This window comes from Lysinibacillus sp. NPDC093712 (genome assembly GCF_050280025.1).
Lineage (GTDB): Bacteria > Bacillota > Bacilli > Bacillales_A > Planococcaceae > Lysinibacillus.
Genome location: NZ_JBNNUU010000011.1, coordinates 67,347 through 86,997, shown reverse-complemented (window position 1 = coordinate 86,997; position 19,651 = coordinate 67,347). Strand labels below are relative to the sequence as shown.

General features: G+C 37.7%; 14 protein-coding genes. 7 read left to right on the top strand and 7 right to left on the bottom strand.

Translation table 11 applies throughout. The features are described 5' to 3' along the window. Positions 1-335 precede the first annotated feature (335 nt). Positions 336-623 (bottom strand): DUF6509 family protein, encoded by a 288-nt coding sequence (locus ACQKNX_RS23550; RefSeq protein ID WP_427430976.1) that lies wholly within the window; start codon positions 621-623, stop codon positions 336-338. A 161-nt stretch (positions 624-784) separates the two neighbouring features. Here ACQKNX_RS23550 and ACQKNX_RS23545 point away from each other — a divergent pair, with 161 nt between their 5' ends. Continuing rightward, positions 785-1,990, top strand: coding sequence for an alanyl-tRNA editing protein (locus tag ACQKNX_RS23545; RefSeq protein WP_427430975.1), 1,206 nt, complete (start codon positions 785-787; stop codon positions 1,988-1,990). Between the two features lie 144 nt (positions 1,991-2,134). On the opposite strand, the gene ACQKNX_RS23540 is transcribed toward ACQKNX_RS23545, so the two are convergent. Next, on the bottom strand, positions 2,135-4,147 hold the full coding sequence (locus ACQKNX_RS23540; RefSeq protein WP_427430974.1) for a methyl-accepting chemotaxis protein: 2,013 nt from the start codon (positions 4,145-4,147) through the stop codon (positions 2,135-2,137). Between the two features lie 310 nt (positions 4,148-4,457). On the opposite strand from ACQKNX_RS23540, the gene ACQKNX_RS23535 reads away from it, so the two are divergent. Genes ACQKNX_RS23535 through tatC form a run of 4 tightly spaced genes read left to right on the top strand, consistent with a single transcriptional unit; the run spans position 4,458 to position 8,039 of the window. Then, positions 4,458-5,198, top strand: coding sequence for a gluconate 2-dehydrogenase subunit 3 family protein (locus ACQKNX_RS23535; protein WP_427430973.1), 741 nt, complete (start codon positions 4,458-4,460; stop codon positions 5,196-5,198). Positions 5,199-5,217: 19 nt separating this feature from the next. Continuing rightward, positions 5,218-6,930, top strand: a complete 1,713-nt coding sequence (locus tag ACQKNX_RS23530; RefSeq protein ID WP_427430972.1) for a GMC family oxidoreductase — start codon at positions 5,218-5,220, stop codon at positions 6,928-6,930. A 55-nt stretch (positions 6,931-6,985) separates the two neighbouring features. Continuing rightward, positions 6,986-7,189 (top strand): twin-arginine translocase TatA/TatE family subunit, encoded by a 204-nt coding sequence (tatA, locus tag ACQKNX_RS23525; protein WP_139860418.1) that lies wholly within the window; start codon positions 6,986-6,988, stop codon positions 7,187-7,189. Positions 7,190-7,199: 10 nt separating this feature from the next. After that, the gene (gene tatC, locus ACQKNX_RS23520; RefSeq protein ID WP_427430971.1) at positions 7,200-8,039 is read left to right on the top strand and encodes a twin-arginine translocase subunit TatC; all 840 of its coding nucleotides are present in this window, start codon (positions 7,200-7,202) and stop codon (positions 8,037-8,039) included. A 399-nt stretch (positions 8,040-8,438) separates the two neighbouring features. On the opposite strand, the gene ACQKNX_RS23515 is transcribed toward tatC, so the two are convergent. After that, on the bottom strand, positions 8,439-9,254 hold the full coding sequence (locus ACQKNX_RS23515) for a metallophosphoesterase (protein WP_427430970.1): 816 nt from the start codon (positions 9,252-9,254) through the stop codon (positions 8,439-8,441). 269 nt (positions 9,255-9,523) lie between these two features. Between ACQKNX_RS23515 and ACQKNX_RS23510 the strand changes: the two genes are divergently transcribed. After that, positions 9,524-12,562, top strand: coding sequence for a hybrid sensor histidine kinase/response regulator (locus ACQKNX_RS23510; RefSeq protein ID WP_427430969.1), 3,039 nt, complete (start codon positions 9,524-9,526; stop codon positions 12,560-12,562). A 4-nt stretch (positions 12,563-12,566) separates the two neighbouring features. After that, on the top strand, positions 12,567-13,271 hold the full coding sequence (locus ACQKNX_RS23505) for a response regulator (RefSeq protein WP_427430968.1): 705 nt from the start codon (positions 12,567-12,569) through the stop codon (positions 13,269-13,271). Positions 13,272-13,757: 486 nt separating this feature from the next. Here ACQKNX_RS23505 and ACQKNX_RS23500 read toward each other — a convergent pair whose 3' ends face one another. The 4 genes from ACQKNX_RS23500 to ACQKNX_RS23485 are packed head-to-tail and all read right to left on the bottom strand — an operon-like array spanning position 13,758 to position 19,606. Continuing rightward, positions 13,758-18,023, bottom strand: a complete 4,266-nt coding sequence (locus ACQKNX_RS23500; protein WP_427430967.1) for an S-layer homology domain-containing protein — start codon at positions 18,021-18,023, stop codon at positions 13,758-13,760. A 15-nt stretch (positions 18,024-18,038) separates the two neighbouring features. Continuing rightward, the gene (locus ACQKNX_RS23495; RefSeq protein WP_427430965.1) at positions 18,039-18,563 is read right to left on the bottom strand and encodes a phage tail protein; all 525 of its coding nucleotides are present in this window, start codon (positions 18,561-18,563) and stop codon (positions 18,039-18,041) included. Positions 18,564-18,577: 14 nt separating this feature from the next. Next, the gene (locus ACQKNX_RS23490) at positions 18,578-19,078 is read right to left on the bottom strand and encodes a phage tail protein (protein ID WP_427430964.1); all 501 of its coding nucleotides are present in this window, start codon (positions 19,076-19,078) and stop codon (positions 18,578-18,580) included. 15 nt (positions 19,079-19,093) lie between these two features. Continuing rightward, entirely contained in the window at positions 19,094-19,606 is a 513-nt protein-coding gene (locus ACQKNX_RS23485; RefSeq protein ID WP_427430963.1) for a phage tail protein, read from the bottom strand. Between the last annotated feature and the right edge of the window lie 45 nt (positions 19,607-19,651).

Genomic DNA, 19,651 nt, shown 5'->3' with positions numbered 1-19,651 from the left:
TTTCAGTATTCATAACTATGTAGATGACGTTTTCCACCACATACACAGCAAATAGTACCTCTCACATAGGATTTAAAATTGTCATAACGCTTCTTTACTTTATAACCATTGATATGCACTGTAAATCAAGCGATAAAAGCCTATTACTTTGCAACTCAATAAATCAATGTTATCAAAAAGCTAATTACAATTGCACGTTTCCAGTACTACCTTTTTTTAAAAGGTAATGAGCGCAATGAGAGGAACAGGTGACTCAACTTTTTGCACGTGGTTATTTCCCTTCTACAAAAAACAGGTAAAGAAAAACAATTGTTTTCCTTTACCTGTTTAAGTACTTATGCTTTTGCTATTTCTTCTTTGCAGAAAGTTAAAATCTCTTCTAACTCATCATCTTCAAGCGCAAAGTCTAAATACTCTCTCTTTGCCTTTTCCATAATGAAGTAATTTAAAATAAAGGGCGCACCTTCTTTTTCGCCAATTAAAACACGGATTTCAATACCCGCTTCATGGTACAGCTCATCCTCTTCATCAATGTCTACATCTAAAATAAACTCATAGCGCTTACCTTCAATAATATTCGTCGGATCTAAAATTTCTTCCATCGAAAATTGTGTAATATTCATTTATACTAGCTCCTTTATCTTTACCTATTCTTTTCTATAATAAATCAATTTCAGCATGGGTCAACTAGAAAACCTGTATACACCTACAAGCAATTATGCCACAATAAAGTAAAACTTTTAGCAATGCAAGTTAAATCAAATTATATAAAGGGGGCTTTTTAATGAAAGAGATACTATATTATCAAGACACTATGCAACGTGAATTTACAGCAACAGTTGTACGTACTGGCATTGAGGATGATGGACGTCAGTACGTTGTGCTTTCTAACACTGCCTTTTATCCGACAGGTGGTGGTCAGCCACATGATACGGGAACGATAAACAATACTAACGTAATTGATGTTGAAAAAGTTGATGATGAAATACGTCATTATATCGAGAGCGATGCTTCCGCTTTGTCTGGTGAAGTGCATGGTAAATTGAACTGGGAGCGCAGATTCGACCATATGCAACAGCACGCTGGACAGCACATTTTAACAGCAGCATTTGTTGAACTTTTTGATGCACCAACAGTAAGCTTTCACCTCGGTAGTGAACAGGTAACTATTGATATTGCTGTCGACACCCTATCAAGCGAACAGCTTGCAGCGGCTGAAGCTCGAGCAAATGACATTATTTTAGAAAACCGTCCAATTGAGACAAAATGGATTACAGAACAAGAGCTTGGTAACTACAACTTGCGTAAAGAGGTAGCAGTCACAGGAGACATTCGTTTAGTCATTATCCCTGATTTTGACTACAATGGCTGTGGTGGTACACACCCAACATCAACAGGGCAAGTCAGCGCTATTAAAATTTTAAGTACCGAAAAAATGAAGGGGAATGTGCGTGTGTCCTTTGTATGTGGTCAGCGAGTTTTAGCAGAGCTAGCGATGAGGAAAACTGTACTTGCCGATGTTGCGAGACAATTAAGTGTACCTGAATCCGAAGCAGCTACTGCGCTTGCAAAGCTACTAGCAACTCAAAAAACGACAGAAAAGGCACTTGTAGCGGCAAAGGAAGAATTGCTTGCCTTTGAAGCGAAAACGTTGGCATCTAGTGACAACTATATAATTTCTGCTTCCTTTAATGATCGCTCGATACAAGAGCTTCAAAAATTGGCTCGTTTTATAGTAGCTGAACGTTCGGATGCAATCGCACTACTCGTTTCAGAAAATGAAGACAAGCTACAGTTTGTTGCGACGCGTGGTGCCCAAGTACCAACAAGCATGAAAGACCTTGCTGCAAAAGTTTTGCCATTCATTAATGGTAAAGGTGGCGGCAGTGATCAAACGGTGCAAGGCGGCGGCGAGCGCATAATTTCCCGCGAGCAACTGCTCACTGCTATGCAAGAAGCACTGAAGTGCCAGTCACCCAAACAATTCTGAATTCTTTCTTCTGCGGGAAAGCCCAAAACGTACCGTTGAGTAGAAATATCCGTCGTCATAGACAACAGCGGCATAAAAAAGTGTTAGATTGATTGCAATCAATCTAACACTTTTCTCTTTTACACTAGCCTCTTAGCGCTCATTTTATAATTTAAATTTTCGAATTGCTCCTTGTAAGCGACTTGCCATTTCAGACATTTTTACAGTTTGATCGTTCATCGTCTCTATAGTTTTCATTTGCTCAGATGTTGCATTTTTCACTTCAGATACATAATCACTTGCAGCATGTGCTGTTGCCGCCATTTCTTCCATTGAAGCTGAAACCTCTTCCGTATTAGCTGACATTTGCTCTGCCGAAGCGTTCATTTCCTCAATTTGACCTGCTATTTCACCAACAGCATGTACGATTTCTTCAAAGCGCTCTCCTACTGCCTCTATAGCTACTAATCCTCGGGCTACATTCACTTCGCCACTCTCTGCTGCTTTCACGACCTCTAATGTGTAAGCTTGTACTCTATCAATTAATACATTAATCTGTGCGGCAGACCCCGCTGTTTGCTCCGAAAGTTTTCTTACTTCCTCCGCTACCACCGCAAAGCCTTTACCTGCATCCCCTGCTCGCGCAGCTTCAATTGAGGCATTAAGGGCAAGTAAGTTTGTTTGATCTGAAATATCAGTAATCATTTTAGAAATCAGTTCTATTTCTTTCGATTCTTGTTCTAACTTACGGATAATGTCGAGCTCTACTGCTGTTCCTCGTTGTATTTCATCCATACGTGTAATAGATTGTTTAACGGCTCCATTACTTTCACTTATTTTCTCGGAAATAAAATCAGTATTAGATGCTATCGTCGATGCGACTTCCGCCATATTTTGAATACCTAATGCCATTTGCTCCATAGCTGATGCACCTTCTTCAGCCATTGCCGTTTGACTTTGTGCCCCACGGTCTACTTCACCTATTGCACCTGCAATTTGCTTAGAATGTTTTGTCACATCAAGCACATCACTCATTAATTCACAAGATGCCTCATTTACCGTCGTTGCTTCCTTGCCAACCTGTGATATCATCTCTCGCATATTGTCTGCCATTTTATTTAATGCACGCGCAAGAGTACCCATTTCATCAATACGCTTCAAATATTTATCAGGAATTTCTTGTGTAAAATCTCCTTCAGATAATCCTTCACTAATACGAAGCACATGACGCAGCGGTCTACTTACAGATCGCGAAATCGCAAATGAAATCAACAATCCCAATATCGAAACAATAATAGTCATGATAATGAAGTTTGTTTTCAATTGAGAAAGCCCTGAGAGCATTTCATCTTCTAATGCGACTACCCCCATCTTCCAACCATTATTAAATGTGTGGTACCCCATTAAATTTGTGCCATCTTCCTTAGTATCGAAGGCAAAATATCCATTTGAATTATTAATCATTTCTTGTGCTGCTAATGATTCACCTGTCATTTCACCAGATTTTTCAGCAGCAGAAATTGCGTTGACCTGCTCTTTTACAAGTGCGTGATTTTTATGCCCGATCACCGTACCTTTTGCGTCCAACATTAAGGCATAACCATTTTTTCCAACTTTAATGTCCTCTACAATGTTGGATAAATAATAACCATCTATTCGCGCTAATAATAATGCTTTTTCCCCTGTTACTGTATCAATAGGTGTGACAATTAAAATAACTGGCTCATTCGTTACACGGCTTATCGTGATTTCCGACATGACTGTCTTGCCTGTGAAACCTTCTTTTACGTATTCACGATCACCTAATTCAGCTGTTGTATTATCTAAATAATGAGCTATTCCATCGGACGTAATAATACCAAAGCCCAAATAATTTTTACTATCCTTAAAACGTTTCGTTAAATATGTCTTTTGCTCCTCAAAGTCCATATTACGGATAGCTGCTTGCTCCGCAATGGCTTCTACCTCTACTAATGCTAGTTGGAAGTGTTCTTCTATGTATTTTGATACATCTTCTGCCCTAGATATTAAATTTTCTCGGACTTGTTCCTCAACTGCTTTTGTACTATTCCACCATGTAGAAAATCCAAGCGTACCACATGTCACAAATACTAAAGCGATAATAGCTACAACTAATTTACCACCAATACCTTTAATCCACATATTTAATTTGCTCATTTCTCCAATTTTTTGTTTAAAATTTTGTAATTTTTTGCCCTTCTTCTTCAGAGTAAGGTCATGAAAACGAGAAGTCAACAAAACTTTTCCATTAACAATAAAAATTGTTTAAATTTGTATTTTTCATCATAAGCATAGTGCTTATAGTCTAATACATTTTATCCACACTCTTTCTAAATTGTTATTTAATAGTCTATTTCGTTGGGTAAAATTTAAACTTTTTCCATGGCAAATTGATTATAATTTGGTTTTTTTGCTGATTATAAAAGATAGAACACAATCTATTTACTTCTTGGAGGGGAGGATTTTTATGAGTACAGATAATAATGTCTCACGTCGTGACTTTTTAAAAACAACAGGTATTGCAGCCGGTACACTAGTCGGTGGTGGATTAATAGGTGGTCTTGTTGGCTATAACATGAACGGTAAAGGTACTTCTACATTAGAGCATGGTAACGGGACTACAAATGAAGCTGCTGCACCTAAAGCTAAAATGTTTTTCATGAACGAGCGTGATTTTAGTATTTTATCGAATGCTACTGAGCGTATTTTCCCTAAAGATGATCTAGGTCCAGGTGCAATTGATTTAGATGTTCCTTACTTTATTGATCATCAGTTAGCTGGACAATATGGTAGTAACTCTAAGGAATATATGCATGGTCCTTTTGGGGAGGGTGCACCTACACAAGGCTATCAAAGTCGCTTAACTCGCGCAGAAATTTTCAAACAAGGCGTTGAAAAAATGGAGACAGAAGCTCAAAGCCGCTTTAAAAAAAGCTTTAACGATTTAGAGGGCAAGCAAATGGATGAAATTTTAACAGCCTTTCAAAAAGGTGAAATCCAAATGGCTGGTGTAACATCAGCTTTCTTCTTCACATTATTACGTGCGGCTACTTTAGAGGGGGCATATTCAGATCCTTTATATGGTGGAAACCGCAACATGGAAGGATGGCGCATGAAGAACTTCCCTGGTCATCAGATGGCGTATATCACAATGATTGAAGATCCTAAGTTCCAAAAAATTGAACCAAATCAATTAGGCAACCATTAATTTAAGGGGGGTTTTATAAATGGCAACAACATTACCAAGTGTAGACGTAGTAACAGTAGGTGTAGGGTGGACAGGTGGCATTGTCGCTGCTGAGTGCTCGAAAGCTGGATTAAAGGTAGTTGGTTTAGAACGAGGTCAGAAGCGTGGCACGGAGGATTTTTTAAATATTCATGACGAATATCGCTATGCAATTCGCTATGATTTAATGCAAAACCTTTCAAAGGAAACTGTTACATTCCGTAATAATCGTAACATGCAAGCTTTACCAATGCGTCAACTCGGTTCCTTTTTATTAGGTGAGGGGCTTGGCGGATCTGGAACACACTGGAACGGCATGACTTTCCGATTTTTACCCTATGATTTCCAAATTAAGACGATGACAGACGAGCGTTATGGCGCTAACAAATTAGGACCTGACTATTTACTACAGGATTGGGCATTAAATTACGATCAATTAGAGCCTTATTTTGATAAATTCGAAAAAACAACAGGTATTTCAGGCGATGATAAAAATCCATTTGCCGGGAAACGTTCAAGCGCTTATCCCACTCCTGCTATGAAAATGACGCCTATGCTACAACAATTTGAGAAAGCAACAAAAAATCTAAAATTATCACCTTATATGGTCCCTTCTGCTAACTTATCAGAAGTCTATAAAAATCCTGACGGTGAAACAATTAATGCTTGTCAATATTGTGGCTTCTGCGAGCGTTTCGGTTGTGAATATGGCGCAAAATCTTCAGCAGAAGTTACTGTAGTGCCTACTGCATTAAAAACTGGTAATTTTGATTTACGTTACAATTCAAACGTTGTGGAAGTTTTGAAACAAGGCAACAAAGCAACTGGCGTAAGATATATCGACACGATATCTGGAGAGGAATTTATCCAACCTGCGAATATTGTCGTATTAACAAGCTATGTCTTTAACAATGCCAAACTACTAATGGTTTCTAACATTGGACAATTATATGATTCAGCAACAGGCAAAGGAACATTAGGTCGAAATTATTGCTATCAAATTTTACCTGGTGCTACAGGATTCTTTGATGACCAATACAATACATTTATGGGTGCAGGCTCTCTCGGTATGAGTATTGATGATTACAACGGAGATAACTTTGACCACAGCAAATTAGATTTTATCCATGGTGGCAATATCGCACTCACTCAAACAGGTGCACGCCCTATTGGTTCAAATCCAACACCTCCTGATACGCCAACATGGGGACCGGAGTTTAAAAAGCAGTCTATTCATTACTATACACGTTCGTTCGGTATTGGTGCACAGGGTGCATCCATGCCACATAAGGAAAATTTCCTATCACTTGATTCGAATTACAAAGATGCGTACGGTTTACCGCTTTTACAATTAACATACAACTTCACTGATCAGGATCGAGCACTTCATAAATTTATTTCAGCTCGCGCTACTGACATTATGAAAGAGATGGGCGCCAAAACAATTGTGCCAAATGCGGAAATTACAGATTACAACATCGTACCTTATCAAACGACACACAATACTGGTGGTACAGTAATGAGCACAACACCGGATAAGGGCGTTGTGAACAACTATCTACAACATTGGGACGTAGAAAATCTTTTCGCTTTAAGTTCCGGAAGCTTTGCTCACAATAGTGGCTATAATCCAACAGGTACCCTTGGCGCATTAGCTTATCGCTGTGCAGAAGGTATTTTGAAATATAGCAAATCAGGTGGTTCTTTAGTGTAAGTTTTATCATTTTAAATGCACCAAAAAAAATTATATTTAATAGGAGGTTGACGCCATGGGCGGTCTTGGAGCAATCGGAGTTCCTGGTTTAATTATTATTTTAGTTATTGTACTAATCGTTTTTGGTCCAAAAAAATTACCAGAAATCGGTGGTGCGGTTGGAAAAACGTTCGCAGAATTTAAAAAGTCAACAAAAGGGTTAATGGATGACGACGAAGAGCCTGCGAAAAAAATAGAAAAAAAATCTGACGTTTCGTAGGAGGTTTCCTATGGATCCTTATGAAGAAAAAAATTATTTAAGTCCACTTGATAAAAAGGAAGAGGAGCCTCCAACATTGCGGGAGGCTCTTGTTGAAATTACTCACAATGATATCGAACAAACAGTAGTTGAGGATAAACCGATTTTCCCATTAGATTCAATACTCGAGCATATTGCAGAGCTAAGGAAACAAATTATTAAAGGACTTGTCGTCTTTATTTTATTTTTTATTGTCGCATTCTCTACCATTAATATTTGGTTTCCGTATGTTACGCGTGGTCATTCACTCATTATTTTAGGACCACTTGAGGTCGTTAAGTTTTATATGACCATTTCCACTACTCTGGCATTTGGTCTATCAATGCCTTTTCTCGTTCACTTTCTTTGGAGCTTTGTTAAACCAGGCTTAAAGGAAGAGGAGAGCCGTTTTCTCGGGCTCTATGCACCAGTTATGTTTATGCTCTTTTTACTGGGCGTAGCATTCGGCTATTTTATTGTGAATCCACTTAGCTATTCATTTTTAGTAAGCCTAGGTGCGGCGAATTTTGATGTAATGGTATCTGCCAGTGAATATATGCATTTTTTAATTATGACAACAGTACCACTTGGATTATTATTTGAGCTACCCATCGTTGCGCTCTTTTTATCGTCCATTGGTGTACTTACTGCTGAATCCATGAAAAAAATACGCGGCTGGTCCTATATCGCAATGGGCGTTGGCTCAGCAGTCATTACCCCACCTGATTTTATTAGTCAGTTACTCGTATTAATCCCGATGATTATTTTATACGAAATCAGTATTCATCTTGTTAGACGTACGGAACGTAAACAAATAGAAAGCACTGCTTAGCTAAGACGCAGTAATTGGAGAGTCTACTGCTTTTGATGCTTTCCGCTCCAATCACCTAAAGTAAATTGTTTGCGTGCCTGGCACTATGCATGTATACATGCATAATATCGGCTCCTAAAATCGTAAAATTCCACTTCGCTTTCCGCGGGCACGACGTAAGCCACAACCGTCGCTGTCGCGCCGCCTGTTGGTCTTACGTTACGTGCGTTCCCGCAGGAGTCTTCGTGGATTTTTCCTGGGATAGTCTTAAAATTCATGAGATGCTAGGAAAATTGTTTGCGTGCCTGGCACCGGCCCTCGGTACTAGACCTCCGATCCAAACAACTGAATAATATTTGCATAAAAAATGACAAAAGGCATCAAGAATGTGAACTTCTTGTTGCCTTTTGTCAACGGTACTTATTTTTTCTTTAAATCCAGCACAATAATTTCTGGTCGATTAAAAACTCGGAAAGGTACACTACTATTTCCTAACCCCCGACTAACTACCATTTTGGTGCTGCCTTCCTCATAAACACCAGCCGTGAACTTAGGAAACAGTCCCTGTCCTGGTGCGACAAGTCCTCCTATGCCAGGAATCCGAGCCTGACCACCATGTGCATGACCTGAGAATACTAAATCTATTTCTTGATTTACATACGTACTAAACACTTCTGGTCGATGCGCCAGCAACAGCTTTAGCATGTCTTCTGGAACATAAGCAGTCGCCATGTCCAGCATTTCTTCAGTTGATCTACCCATTAACGGATCTTCAATACCAACAATCGCCAAGCGCTCCCCGTCGCGCTCTAACACGGTCGATTCATTGGCCATCACATGTACACCTAACGATGACAGCGCCTCATAAATTTCACTAACCTTATTCGTCGCAACTTCATGGTTTCCAAGTACATAATATACATCCGCTAATTCGACTAACCCTCTCACCGCTTGTAAGCTCTGCTCCAAATTAAAGCGATTACTATCAATAACATCGCCTGTAATAAATATATAATCTGGATTTGTAGCCTTAACCTTTGCAATGAGTTTCTGTTGGTTATTACCAAAGAGTGCATCATGTAAATCTGATATTTGTACGATGCGTAGTCCATCGAAGCTGACTGGTACTTTTTCAGATTCATATACATGCTTACTTACAACCAACCAGTGATTGTTTACGTACAAAAAAATGACTATAAAAACAAGAAAAAATACTACGTATAATAATTTTTTCAATCGCAATCGCTCACTTTGTGGCTACTTTTTCAGAAAAACATCTTACCCTTCTATTATAAGCAAAAAACAGAGCGATTGTAAGTAGATGCGCTATAATTACACAAAATGCACAAAATCCAACCATCCTCATCTATCTTTTATAGGAAATCATGTGCATTTCAACTATTCTTAGTCAACTTTCGCATGATATAATATGGGTATAATTTCATATTCATTTACTATGCTTTTAATATCAATACCTAAAATATTATAAGAATGAGAGAACAAGAATGAAAGTGAAAATGAGAAAGTTATTACTTATTTTTATGGTTATTATTAGTATTGTGATGATTGGGATGACCTCTCGGTTACACATTAATGAAAGCCAAAATGCTCCTAAAGCCGTTGCAGGAGTAATAGATCTTAGACAGTATGATTTGCACAAAAATACTGTAAGCTTGGATGGAGAATGGGATTTCGTTCCCGACAAATTATTGAATTATTCCGAATTCAATAACTCTCATTCTTATTCAGTAAATGTCCCATCACTATGGTCTAGGTACAAGCTTGATGATCAAAATTTTACTACACTCGGTAGCGGTACCTATCGTTTAAAAATTTTAATTAATGATACAGATACTATATTAGGCATAAAAACAGGCAATATTCGGATGTCCAATGCCATTTACATAAACGAAAACCGTATTGGACAAAGTGGAGAACCTGCCGAAGATTCGACGTATATTCAACAAAATGTACCGTATGTTGCATATTTCTCACCTAAAAATGATGAACTTGAACTCATCATTTATGTAGCTAATTTCGATTATGCATCAGGTGGAGGAATTATTGGTTCTATTTTTATTGGGGATCAAGAAAGTATTGGTAAATTAAGAGAAGGTTCACTTTTTTACGATTTAATAACCATTGCTGCTTTTTTTACAATGTTTATTTATTTTGCTGGTTCCTACCTATATGCCAAGCTTGAAATTGAGCAGCTCTACTTTTCTTTATTTTGCTTCATGGTTGGTTTATACAGTCTATCTCATGGAGAAAAAATATTAATGTCGTTACTCCCTATCAGCTATGAATTTCTGATAAGAGTCCAAATCATTTCGAGTATTGGTTCGGGTATCTTCATGCTACTGTATTTTTACCATGCCCTTCAGCAATTTTCACATAAAAAGTTCGTGAAAGCACTTTGTATTATTGGCATTTTATTATTAGCTACAGTCATGCTCCCAATATCTATTAGCTCATACCTACAAACTGTACATTCTATTTATATTTTAATAAATATCTTTTATTTGCTTTATATTCAAACAATTGCAATCTTTAAACGATTAGTAGGTGCTATTTATTTATGGCTTAGTACTATGGCCATTCTTATCTATATGATCGTAGCTACCTTAAATCTCAATATTAATCTAGAAATTTACTCTTTACCTCCCTTGCTTCCTTTCATTTGTTTAACGATGCTCTCTCTTTATATTTCTCATCGTTTTACAGATTCTTATTTAGAAAAAGGTAGATTAACAAATGCTTTAATCAGAGTGGATAAGTTAAAAGATGAATTTCTTGCAAAAACCTCACATGAATTTCGCACTCCGTTACACGGTGTGATTGCCATATCTCATTCCATGTTAGAGCCTCAAGAAAGCTCTACATTAACGATGGAACAAAAGGAAAAAATATCACTCATATTTAATATCACAGAAAAGTTATCACATCTTGTGAATGATATTTTAGATTTTTCAAAGTTAAAAGAAGGCGAACTAAAGCTTCGTCTTACTAACGTTGATCTTTATTCTGTGACCCATGTCATCGTTGAAATATTGTCGTATATCGGAAATAAAGACGTAAAGATTTACAATTACATTGAACGAGGAAAATTTATAGTAGCTGACGAGGATAGACTGCGTCAAATTCTTTATAACATAATAGAAAATGCTGTTAAGTATACTAGGCATGGGAAAGTAGAAATTTCATGCTACGAAGATCAAGGATTCCTGACTATTGAAGTAAGTGACACCGGTCGTGGCATAGCTCCAGAACATTTGGAGTCGATATTTGAGCCATTCCGACAGTTAGAAGACGCAAGTAAAGGTACGGGTCTAGGGCTAAATGTGACGAAAGAGCTTGTGAAGTTGCATGGTGGAGAAATTACGGTCCATTCAGTTGTTGATCAAGGAACAACTTTCTCTGTTAAATTACCTGTGCAGACAATAATGAAAGTCCAGCAAGATAAACAACAACGGAATAAAATCACATTAACTAAAGATTATTTGCCGATAACATTTCCTTATTTTGAGGAAAGAAAAATGGGTAAAAAAATACTGATTGCTGATGACGATCATATTAACCTCAAAGTACTAATCGATATTCTTGCAAAGGAGAACTATTCTATTATCGCTGTTGATGATAGTCAGCATGTTTTCGAACAATTACAAGTGCATCCAGATATAGATTTATTGATTTTAGATATTATGATGCCGAACCTTTCTGGATATGAGGTTTGCCAACAAATTAGGAAAAACTATTCTTCTGCCGAGTTACCAATTTTAATGCTCACAGCAGCCATAAGACCAGAGGATATGCTAGCAGCATTCCAATCTGGGGCGAATGATTTTTTACACAAGCCATTAGATACTGCTGAATTGAAGACAAGGGTACGAAATCTTATCTTACTAAAGGAATCGGCTGAAACTGCAATTAAAATGGAGACTGCGTTTTTGCAAGCACAAATTAAACCACACTTTATTTACAATGTTTTAAATTCTATTTTATCGCTAAGCTATTTAGACTTGGATAAAGCCCGTATTATGATAACAGATTTTGCAACATTTTTAAGAAGCAGCTTCTCGTTTGAGAATACAAATAGCCTTATCCCTCTAGAACAGGAGCTCATGCTAATTCAATCTTACGTCAATATTCACCAAACAAGATATCCAGATCAACTTGAATGGGAAATTCAGATGGAGGAGCGTTTAAAAATACTAATCCCCCCTCTGCTTCTTCAGCCATTAGTAGAAAATGCTCTTTTTCATGGTTTAAGAAACAAGCGAGTAAATGGGAAAGTAACAATGACTATTCAAAAAGATCAACAAATGATTGATATTAAAATTCAGGACAACGGTATAGGTATGACACAAGAAGTAATAGACAAGATTTTATCGGAGGAGCCATCCGTTCATCAGAGCGTAGGGATTCGCAATATCACTAAACGTTTAAAAAAATACGAGAAAGCCACTTTCCATATCGAAAGTGTTGTTGGCGAAGGAACGACGGTGACACTAAAATTCCCACTATTTTTGGATGAAAAGAGGTGAAAGAATGTTAAAAGCACTCATTGTTGACGATGAAATTTTAGCAATTAACTTACTAGAGACTATGTTAAAGGACAATAGCACAATTGATGTTGTCGGGAAATATTTAAACCCTTTGGACGCTATAGCAAACATCCCTACACTCAAACCAGATATTCTTTTTTTAGATATTGAGATGGCTGAGATGAATGGCATTGATTTTGCTAGTAAATTAGGCGATTTAACACATGTATTGGATATTATTTTTGTAACTGCTTATGAGCATTATGCAATTGATGCCTTTTCTGTGCAAGCCATTGATTATATTTTGAAGCCCATTGACAAAGCTCGCTTAATGAAAACAATTGAAAGAGTCTCTCTACGGAAGGAGACTATTCAATTACAAACAGACGGTAATATACGAAATGAAGATGTGCAAATCATCGATAATTTTCACTTCCATGTTCATTCGGGAAAAGTATACATCGATGGAGAAGCCTTAATTTTATCCACTAAGGAATTTCATATTCTGTGCTTTTTAGCACAGCGACCGGGGGAAATTTTCCATCCATCTGACCTGTATAAGCTCATTTGGGCGGAAGATAGTATCGGACAAACGCAAGCATTAAAAGTACATATCAGTAATTTGCGAAAAAAACTGGAGTCCATCTCTGGCCATCAAGCTAAAATAGTCACTGTAAGAGGATCTGGTTATCAGTTCCTCTTTGAGTAATTCTTTCTTTTTAGTAGCAAATGCGGCGACCCCTGCGAGGAACGTAAAACGAGGACATCGCGCTAGGGTTGCGGCTAACGGTATACCTAGAGAAATCGCCGGTAACAGTACGTGAATCGCCAGTACGTCAGCAGATATCGCCACTATCATTCCGTAAATCGCCGGTACGTCAGCAGATATCGCCACTATCATTCCGTAAATCGCCGGTAAACCTTCGGAAAGCATCCGCCGTAGTGGACATCAACGACATCACAAACAGAGAATAATTAAAGAATAGAAGAATACACTAGTTGATGGTAGCGAAGGCGGTGACTCCTGCGGGAACAGCACAAAACGTTAGACGCAACAGCCGGCGCGACAGCGACGGTTGCGGCTTACGGTGTGCCCGCGGAAAGCATCCACCGTAGCGGACATCAACGACATAGTAAAAAGTGTTAGATTGATTGCGGTCAATCTAACACTTTTTCTCTTTCGTTCTAGTTCGTTTTATTTTTTTGCCGCTTCTTGAATCTCATAAAATGCCCAATGATTACTTGGAACATCTTTAAATATTGGCTCTTGATGTTCTGTTGTTACTTGCCGTTCAAACAAGCGATTTAGCACCTTCACCGCTTGGGCACGTGTTAAATAACCTTCAGGATTAAATGTGTCTACCGTTACGCCAGTCATAATGCCCAATGCATTGACAGTATTAATTGCTTTGATAGCCCAATGACTATTACTAACATCTTTGAAAATGATGCCTTCTGATGTTGGTTTACAAAAATCTGCATTAGGATTTTGTTTGCACTGTCTTTCTATCCAACGAGCTGCTACTACTGCCATTTGTGCACGTGTAATGGAACCGTTCGGATTAAAGCTTGTCTCCGTAACACCTTTAAATAAACCTGTTTCCTTCACAAATTCGATTGCATCTTTTGCATCATGCTGAGCCGTATCTGTAAATGTCGCATTAGACTTTGGAATCGCATTATTAGTTAGTTGTCGTGCAAACATACTTGCCATCTGTGCGCGCGTTACAAATGCATTCGGTCGGAATGTACCATCTGCATAGCCTTGAATATAAGGTGTATATTTAACATCGTCACCCTTGTCTGGCAAATAGAGTATGGAGAAAGTAGAGAATTTCTGAACTTCAAATTGTAATCCTAGCTTATCTTTTTGATAATCTACAACTTTCCCATGCAACAACTCTTTTGTGCCATCGCTATGCTCGATATAGATAGCTAGATTATTAAGCTGTTCTTGGGATAAATTATTAGGCAAAGGTAAGGTTAATGTTACTGGGATATTTTGCATATTGGTCTCAATAGTCATTGGTCTGCCTAATACTTGAATCATTTTACTATTAACGATTTCTTTAAATTGCGTTTCTTGTTTCACACGATTCTCGATTTCTAATCGGTCTATTGCTGCTTTGATTGGTATAAGTCGGAAGTATAAATCATTATCGAAAGAATTAATCGAGCTCTTTGGAATTTCAATTTTAGCGTTTATAGAGTCAATTTCTAAATTCACAGAGCTTTGCTTTAGAATGGATAAAATATTTCTTGGGATCGACACGTTAATTTGCTTTATTTTATCCTGTAAATCTGGAATGACAATACGTGCCTTTTCTGAAGCCTGCTCTTTTAACTTTGCAATCGTTTCTCTTGCGCTCTTTTCTGTAAATACCACAGCATCATTAAAAGTACCGTCTGCATTCTTTATCCGTTTAATTGTAGTTTTCGAAACAGTCGTGCCATCTCCTGACTCTACATCTACTACAATATCTTCAATCTCAGAAGAAGGTGGTGTTGATTCTGAGCCTGAATTATTAGCTGGTGGATTAGTGTTACCACCACCTGTATTGATGCTACCCCATTTAGCGTACAGCGTAAGATTCTCTGTTATAACATCTGATACAAAGTTCCATGCTTTTGTTAGAGCAGCGTCTTTAAACCAACCTTCAAATACATAGCCGGACTTGACTGGCTGTTTTGCTGTAATTTTTGAGTTATATTGAACTTGCGTCGAATTAATCGTTGTTCCGCCATTTGAAACAAAGCTCACTGTAAACTGTTTAATTGCCCATTGTGCAAAAAGTGTTACATTCTTTGTTCCCATTTTAAATGAATCATTTGGTGAATAATAAGTACCTGAACCGTCTGCCTTTGTATTCCAGCCCGTAAATATGTGTCCAGTTTTAACAAGTTCTCCATCATTTGCAGACACCACAACATCAGCATTTTGACCGTACTTTGCACTATTTATTGGCGCAGTTCCACCTGTACTACCGTTTCCATGGTACATAACCGTATAAGTCACAGGAGAAATAATGTTAGGCTCAGATGAAATCCCTTGATTTCCATCTAAAATAAGAGCCTCATCTCCTTTTGGTTGAACAGTAAACGTATAGCTTCCTATTCCATTTAATTGAAGCTCAACAGTAAAATCCACTCCATTTTGAATATTTTCCGCTAAAATATTTTTTACCGTTCCGACAACTGCACTATCCTTATACAACAGAATATCGTAGCTGACTGCATTCGGAACACTTTGCCACTTTGCGATACTTCCGTCCCAGCTTAAACTGTCCGTTACAGTAGCTAATTTTTTAATCGTTTGTGTATTCGAAGATGCCGAAGTATCTCCATCTAAATATGTTACCCCATCGCCTTTTGGTGTTACTTTTACTGTATATACCCCTATTCCAGCAGCTCGCATTGCTGCTAAGAAATTGTGAGCTGTTTTATTAGCCAGTACATTGATGGCACTGCCAATTGGTTGGCTGTCTTTATAGAGCTGTACTTCGTATAAAGATTCATTATCTATATCTGACCACGTTGCTATACCTACCGTGCTTAAGCTAACATTTGTCACTTTTTCGAGTGAAGGCAATGCTCTTGTTACATCAATCGTATAGGTTTTAGTTGTTAAACCATTTTCAGCAGTCACAATAATAGGGTTAGCATTGTTCCCCACATTTAGAGATATTGTTTTCCCTACTGCATTTGCAACTGATTCCCCAACTAATGTAATCGTTGCATTACTATCTGCCGTTGTTGGGATGACATCAATTGTCGTAACATCGTGAGCTACATTGACTTGATAATGTAGCTGGCCACTTGAAAAACTTGGATTTAAATTTTGTAGTGAAACAGTTAAATTGCTTAAGTCAGCATTATTGCTAGGTAGTAATGTTGTAAAACGCCATACATTATTCGCTGTTATACCCGCCACTTCCTGATTGTCTGTATCTACAAATGCTCCATTATCCATTAATACATAATAAGTCATTGCTTTTATTAAATTGCTGGATAATTGAATTGATACGCTAGAGCCATTCATTGTTACATTTGTAGAAGTGGCTTCTATTGATTCTATTAATTTGTCATTTTGATTATAGATACGAAGATGTTTTCCTGCAACGCCACTGATAGCTTTGCTGAAATTTAGCGTTAGCATAGGTTTAGTAGAAACATTTGTCGCATTGTTAACCGGTACTGTTGATACGATTGTTGGAATCGGTGCTTCTATGATATCTGTCACCGAAATGGTAAATGGTTTTTCAAAAGATAAGCCACCTTGATCTGTAACCCTAACCCGTACACTGTAGCTATTCTTTGTTTCATAATCAAATGAACTACTTGTTCGCAGTTCATTTCCTACTATGCTAAAGCTACTATTATCGGTATCTCCTGCTCCATTTACTAAACTATACGTAAATGTGGAACCTGCATCAGGGTCTGTGGCACTGAATGTACCGACCGTTGTTCCTGATGGTTGATTTTCCGCCACTGAGTTTGAGCTTAATGAAATATTTGTTGGGGTTTCATTGACATTGGTGATGAGAATAGTAAATGCTTTTTCAAAAGTCAATCCACCTTTATCCGTGACCTTAATTCGTACACTGTAGCTATTCTTTGTTTCATAATCAAAAGAACTACTTGTTCGCAGTTCACTTCCTACTATGCTAAAGCTACTATTATCGGTATCTCCTGCTCCATTTACTAAACTATACGTAAATGTGTCTCCTGCATCTAGGTCAGTGGCACTTAATGTTCCAACCGTGGATCCCAACGGTTGATTTTCTGCCACTGAAGTTGAGCTTAATGTTATATCGGTAGGTGCACTATTATTTTGGGCTTCACCATAAGTAATTTGTAAATATGGGTCCCAAGCACGGTTAATTGTATTTCCTAATTTAACAATAGACATATTTTTAGAATCACTGCTCAATAAAAATGTAATCTGTTGTGCATCAATTGCAGATGGACTTTCCAATAACTGTTTTACATCAATTGATACCTCAACTGGTTCACCTGTAATATTCCTCGAGATAGATACTTTTTTTGAAGATAAACCTGTTAACTCATTTGGAAAGCTTCCATTAATCCAATTACTCGACCCAACGCTTGTTACTAAATCGGCAGTTGGCAATCCAGCTATATTATCATTATCATTCAAAACATATAAGATAAGGTTAGCTGAAATAATGCTTTTAGTCGTATTAATAGTATCAAACTTCATAGCAGCTATACGCGTTTTATTATCAGTATGTGAAACATCAAACGCTTCATCATTATCTTCAATCAAGCTTTCAAAGTTACCATTACTATCTTTTAGTGCATTCAACTGTGCTACTGGACGTAACGGGGGTACTGTAGCACTAGCAGGCTGTATTCCTAAAGTTGTGAAAACCATCATAGCTATGGTGACAATTACAAATACTTTGTATACCGTTGTTTTCATAAAAGAAGTTGACTCCATTCTCACTCCCTCTTCCTATGGTTTTGGAGGATAAATTCCCTCCAAACAAATAATAAAATTCATTGCAACAAAAGGCTGCATATTATTGTGTGGCTGATCTCCGCCCTGTGGCTTTACTATGTCCACTTTCATTGCCACTGCATTTTTTAAACTAACATATGGTTTAGCCGACAGTGCTGACTCACTTCCCCAAATGGCATTAGTGGGGTTATCTATTCCACCTGCAACTACAGAAGACCCCTGTACTCTATGATTATGATTAGGCATTTGCGTTTCATTAAGTGTCACAGTACTTGATCCGATTGATTGTGCAAATGTCCTTGGCATTAAATCAGGACCATTACCATAGTGCATAGGAGCACGTCCTCTTAAATCAGGTAACTTAAATGTTGTCTTACCATCGCCACCATAAGTGATTCCGATAATGGAGAACAAAGCACTATTTTGAACAACAGACAATTCACGTCCATCACAAAATGCCCAGTCCCTCGGAGCATAGTTTCCTGCAAAAATTCTAATTTCACCTAAATACGGATCCATTTCCTCATTCCTCCTTATCCTCTACTTGGAAAAATGCCCATTGTTGCGATGCAAAAAGATACACTTAAATAGGGCTGCATATTAGTATGTGGTTTACTTTTCCCTGTAATTGACAAAGCAGCTTCGTGCATTGCCACATTATCATTTTTAGCGTAAATATCCTTTCCACTAACTGCACCCCATGTATTGTCTTTTGGTGAAGGCTTATCTGTTGTTGATGAATCGGCTGTTATTTGATGTTGATGAGCAGGCATCTCGTTAACCGTCAACGTATGTTCTGCTTCTCCTCCTACTGATCCGTATGCTATCTGGTTACCTTGATGTAAAGGTACCTTACCTTGTAAATTAGGAATCGCAAAAGTTGTCTTACCATCCCCTCCATACGTAAATCCTAACAATGAATAAAGTGCAGTATTTGTAGTTATCGATAACAGTTGACCATTACAAGGAAGCCACCCTCTCGGTATTTTATCGAAACTAAAAAGACGTATTTCTCCTAAAAACGGCTCTGCCATTATACTCACTCCTTTTTATTGAAAATCTGGATAAAGACCTTGCGTTGCAATAATAAAATTAATAACAAATGATGGCATAATATTGCTATGAGAGTGAGTGCCACCTATATTAGAAACTACCATGTTGTTCATTTGTACAATGTTACTGTTAACATTCGTTTGATAGTTTGTGAGAGTTGATACCCCCCATGTATTATTAGCTGGCGAATTTTCTGTTGCTTCAGTTGTTATGTTATTGGCATAAACGCCATGCGTATGTGCAGGTAAATGTTCCTCAGTTAATGTAACTGTCTCCACTCCACCTTTACTTGCCATAAGGTATTGAGAACTATTATGAATCGGTAATCTTCCACGTAAATCAGGTAAAGCAAAATTTGTTTGACCATCTCCACCATATAATTTACCTATTAATGAAAAAAGCACCTCATTACCTGTAATAGGCAATAACTGACCATTGCATAATTCCCATCCTACAGGAGCATATTGACCGCTAAACATGCGGATTTCGCCTACATATTGATCTGACATTATGCACATCCTCCCTAATTGTTATTCAACGAATCTTATAAAAAC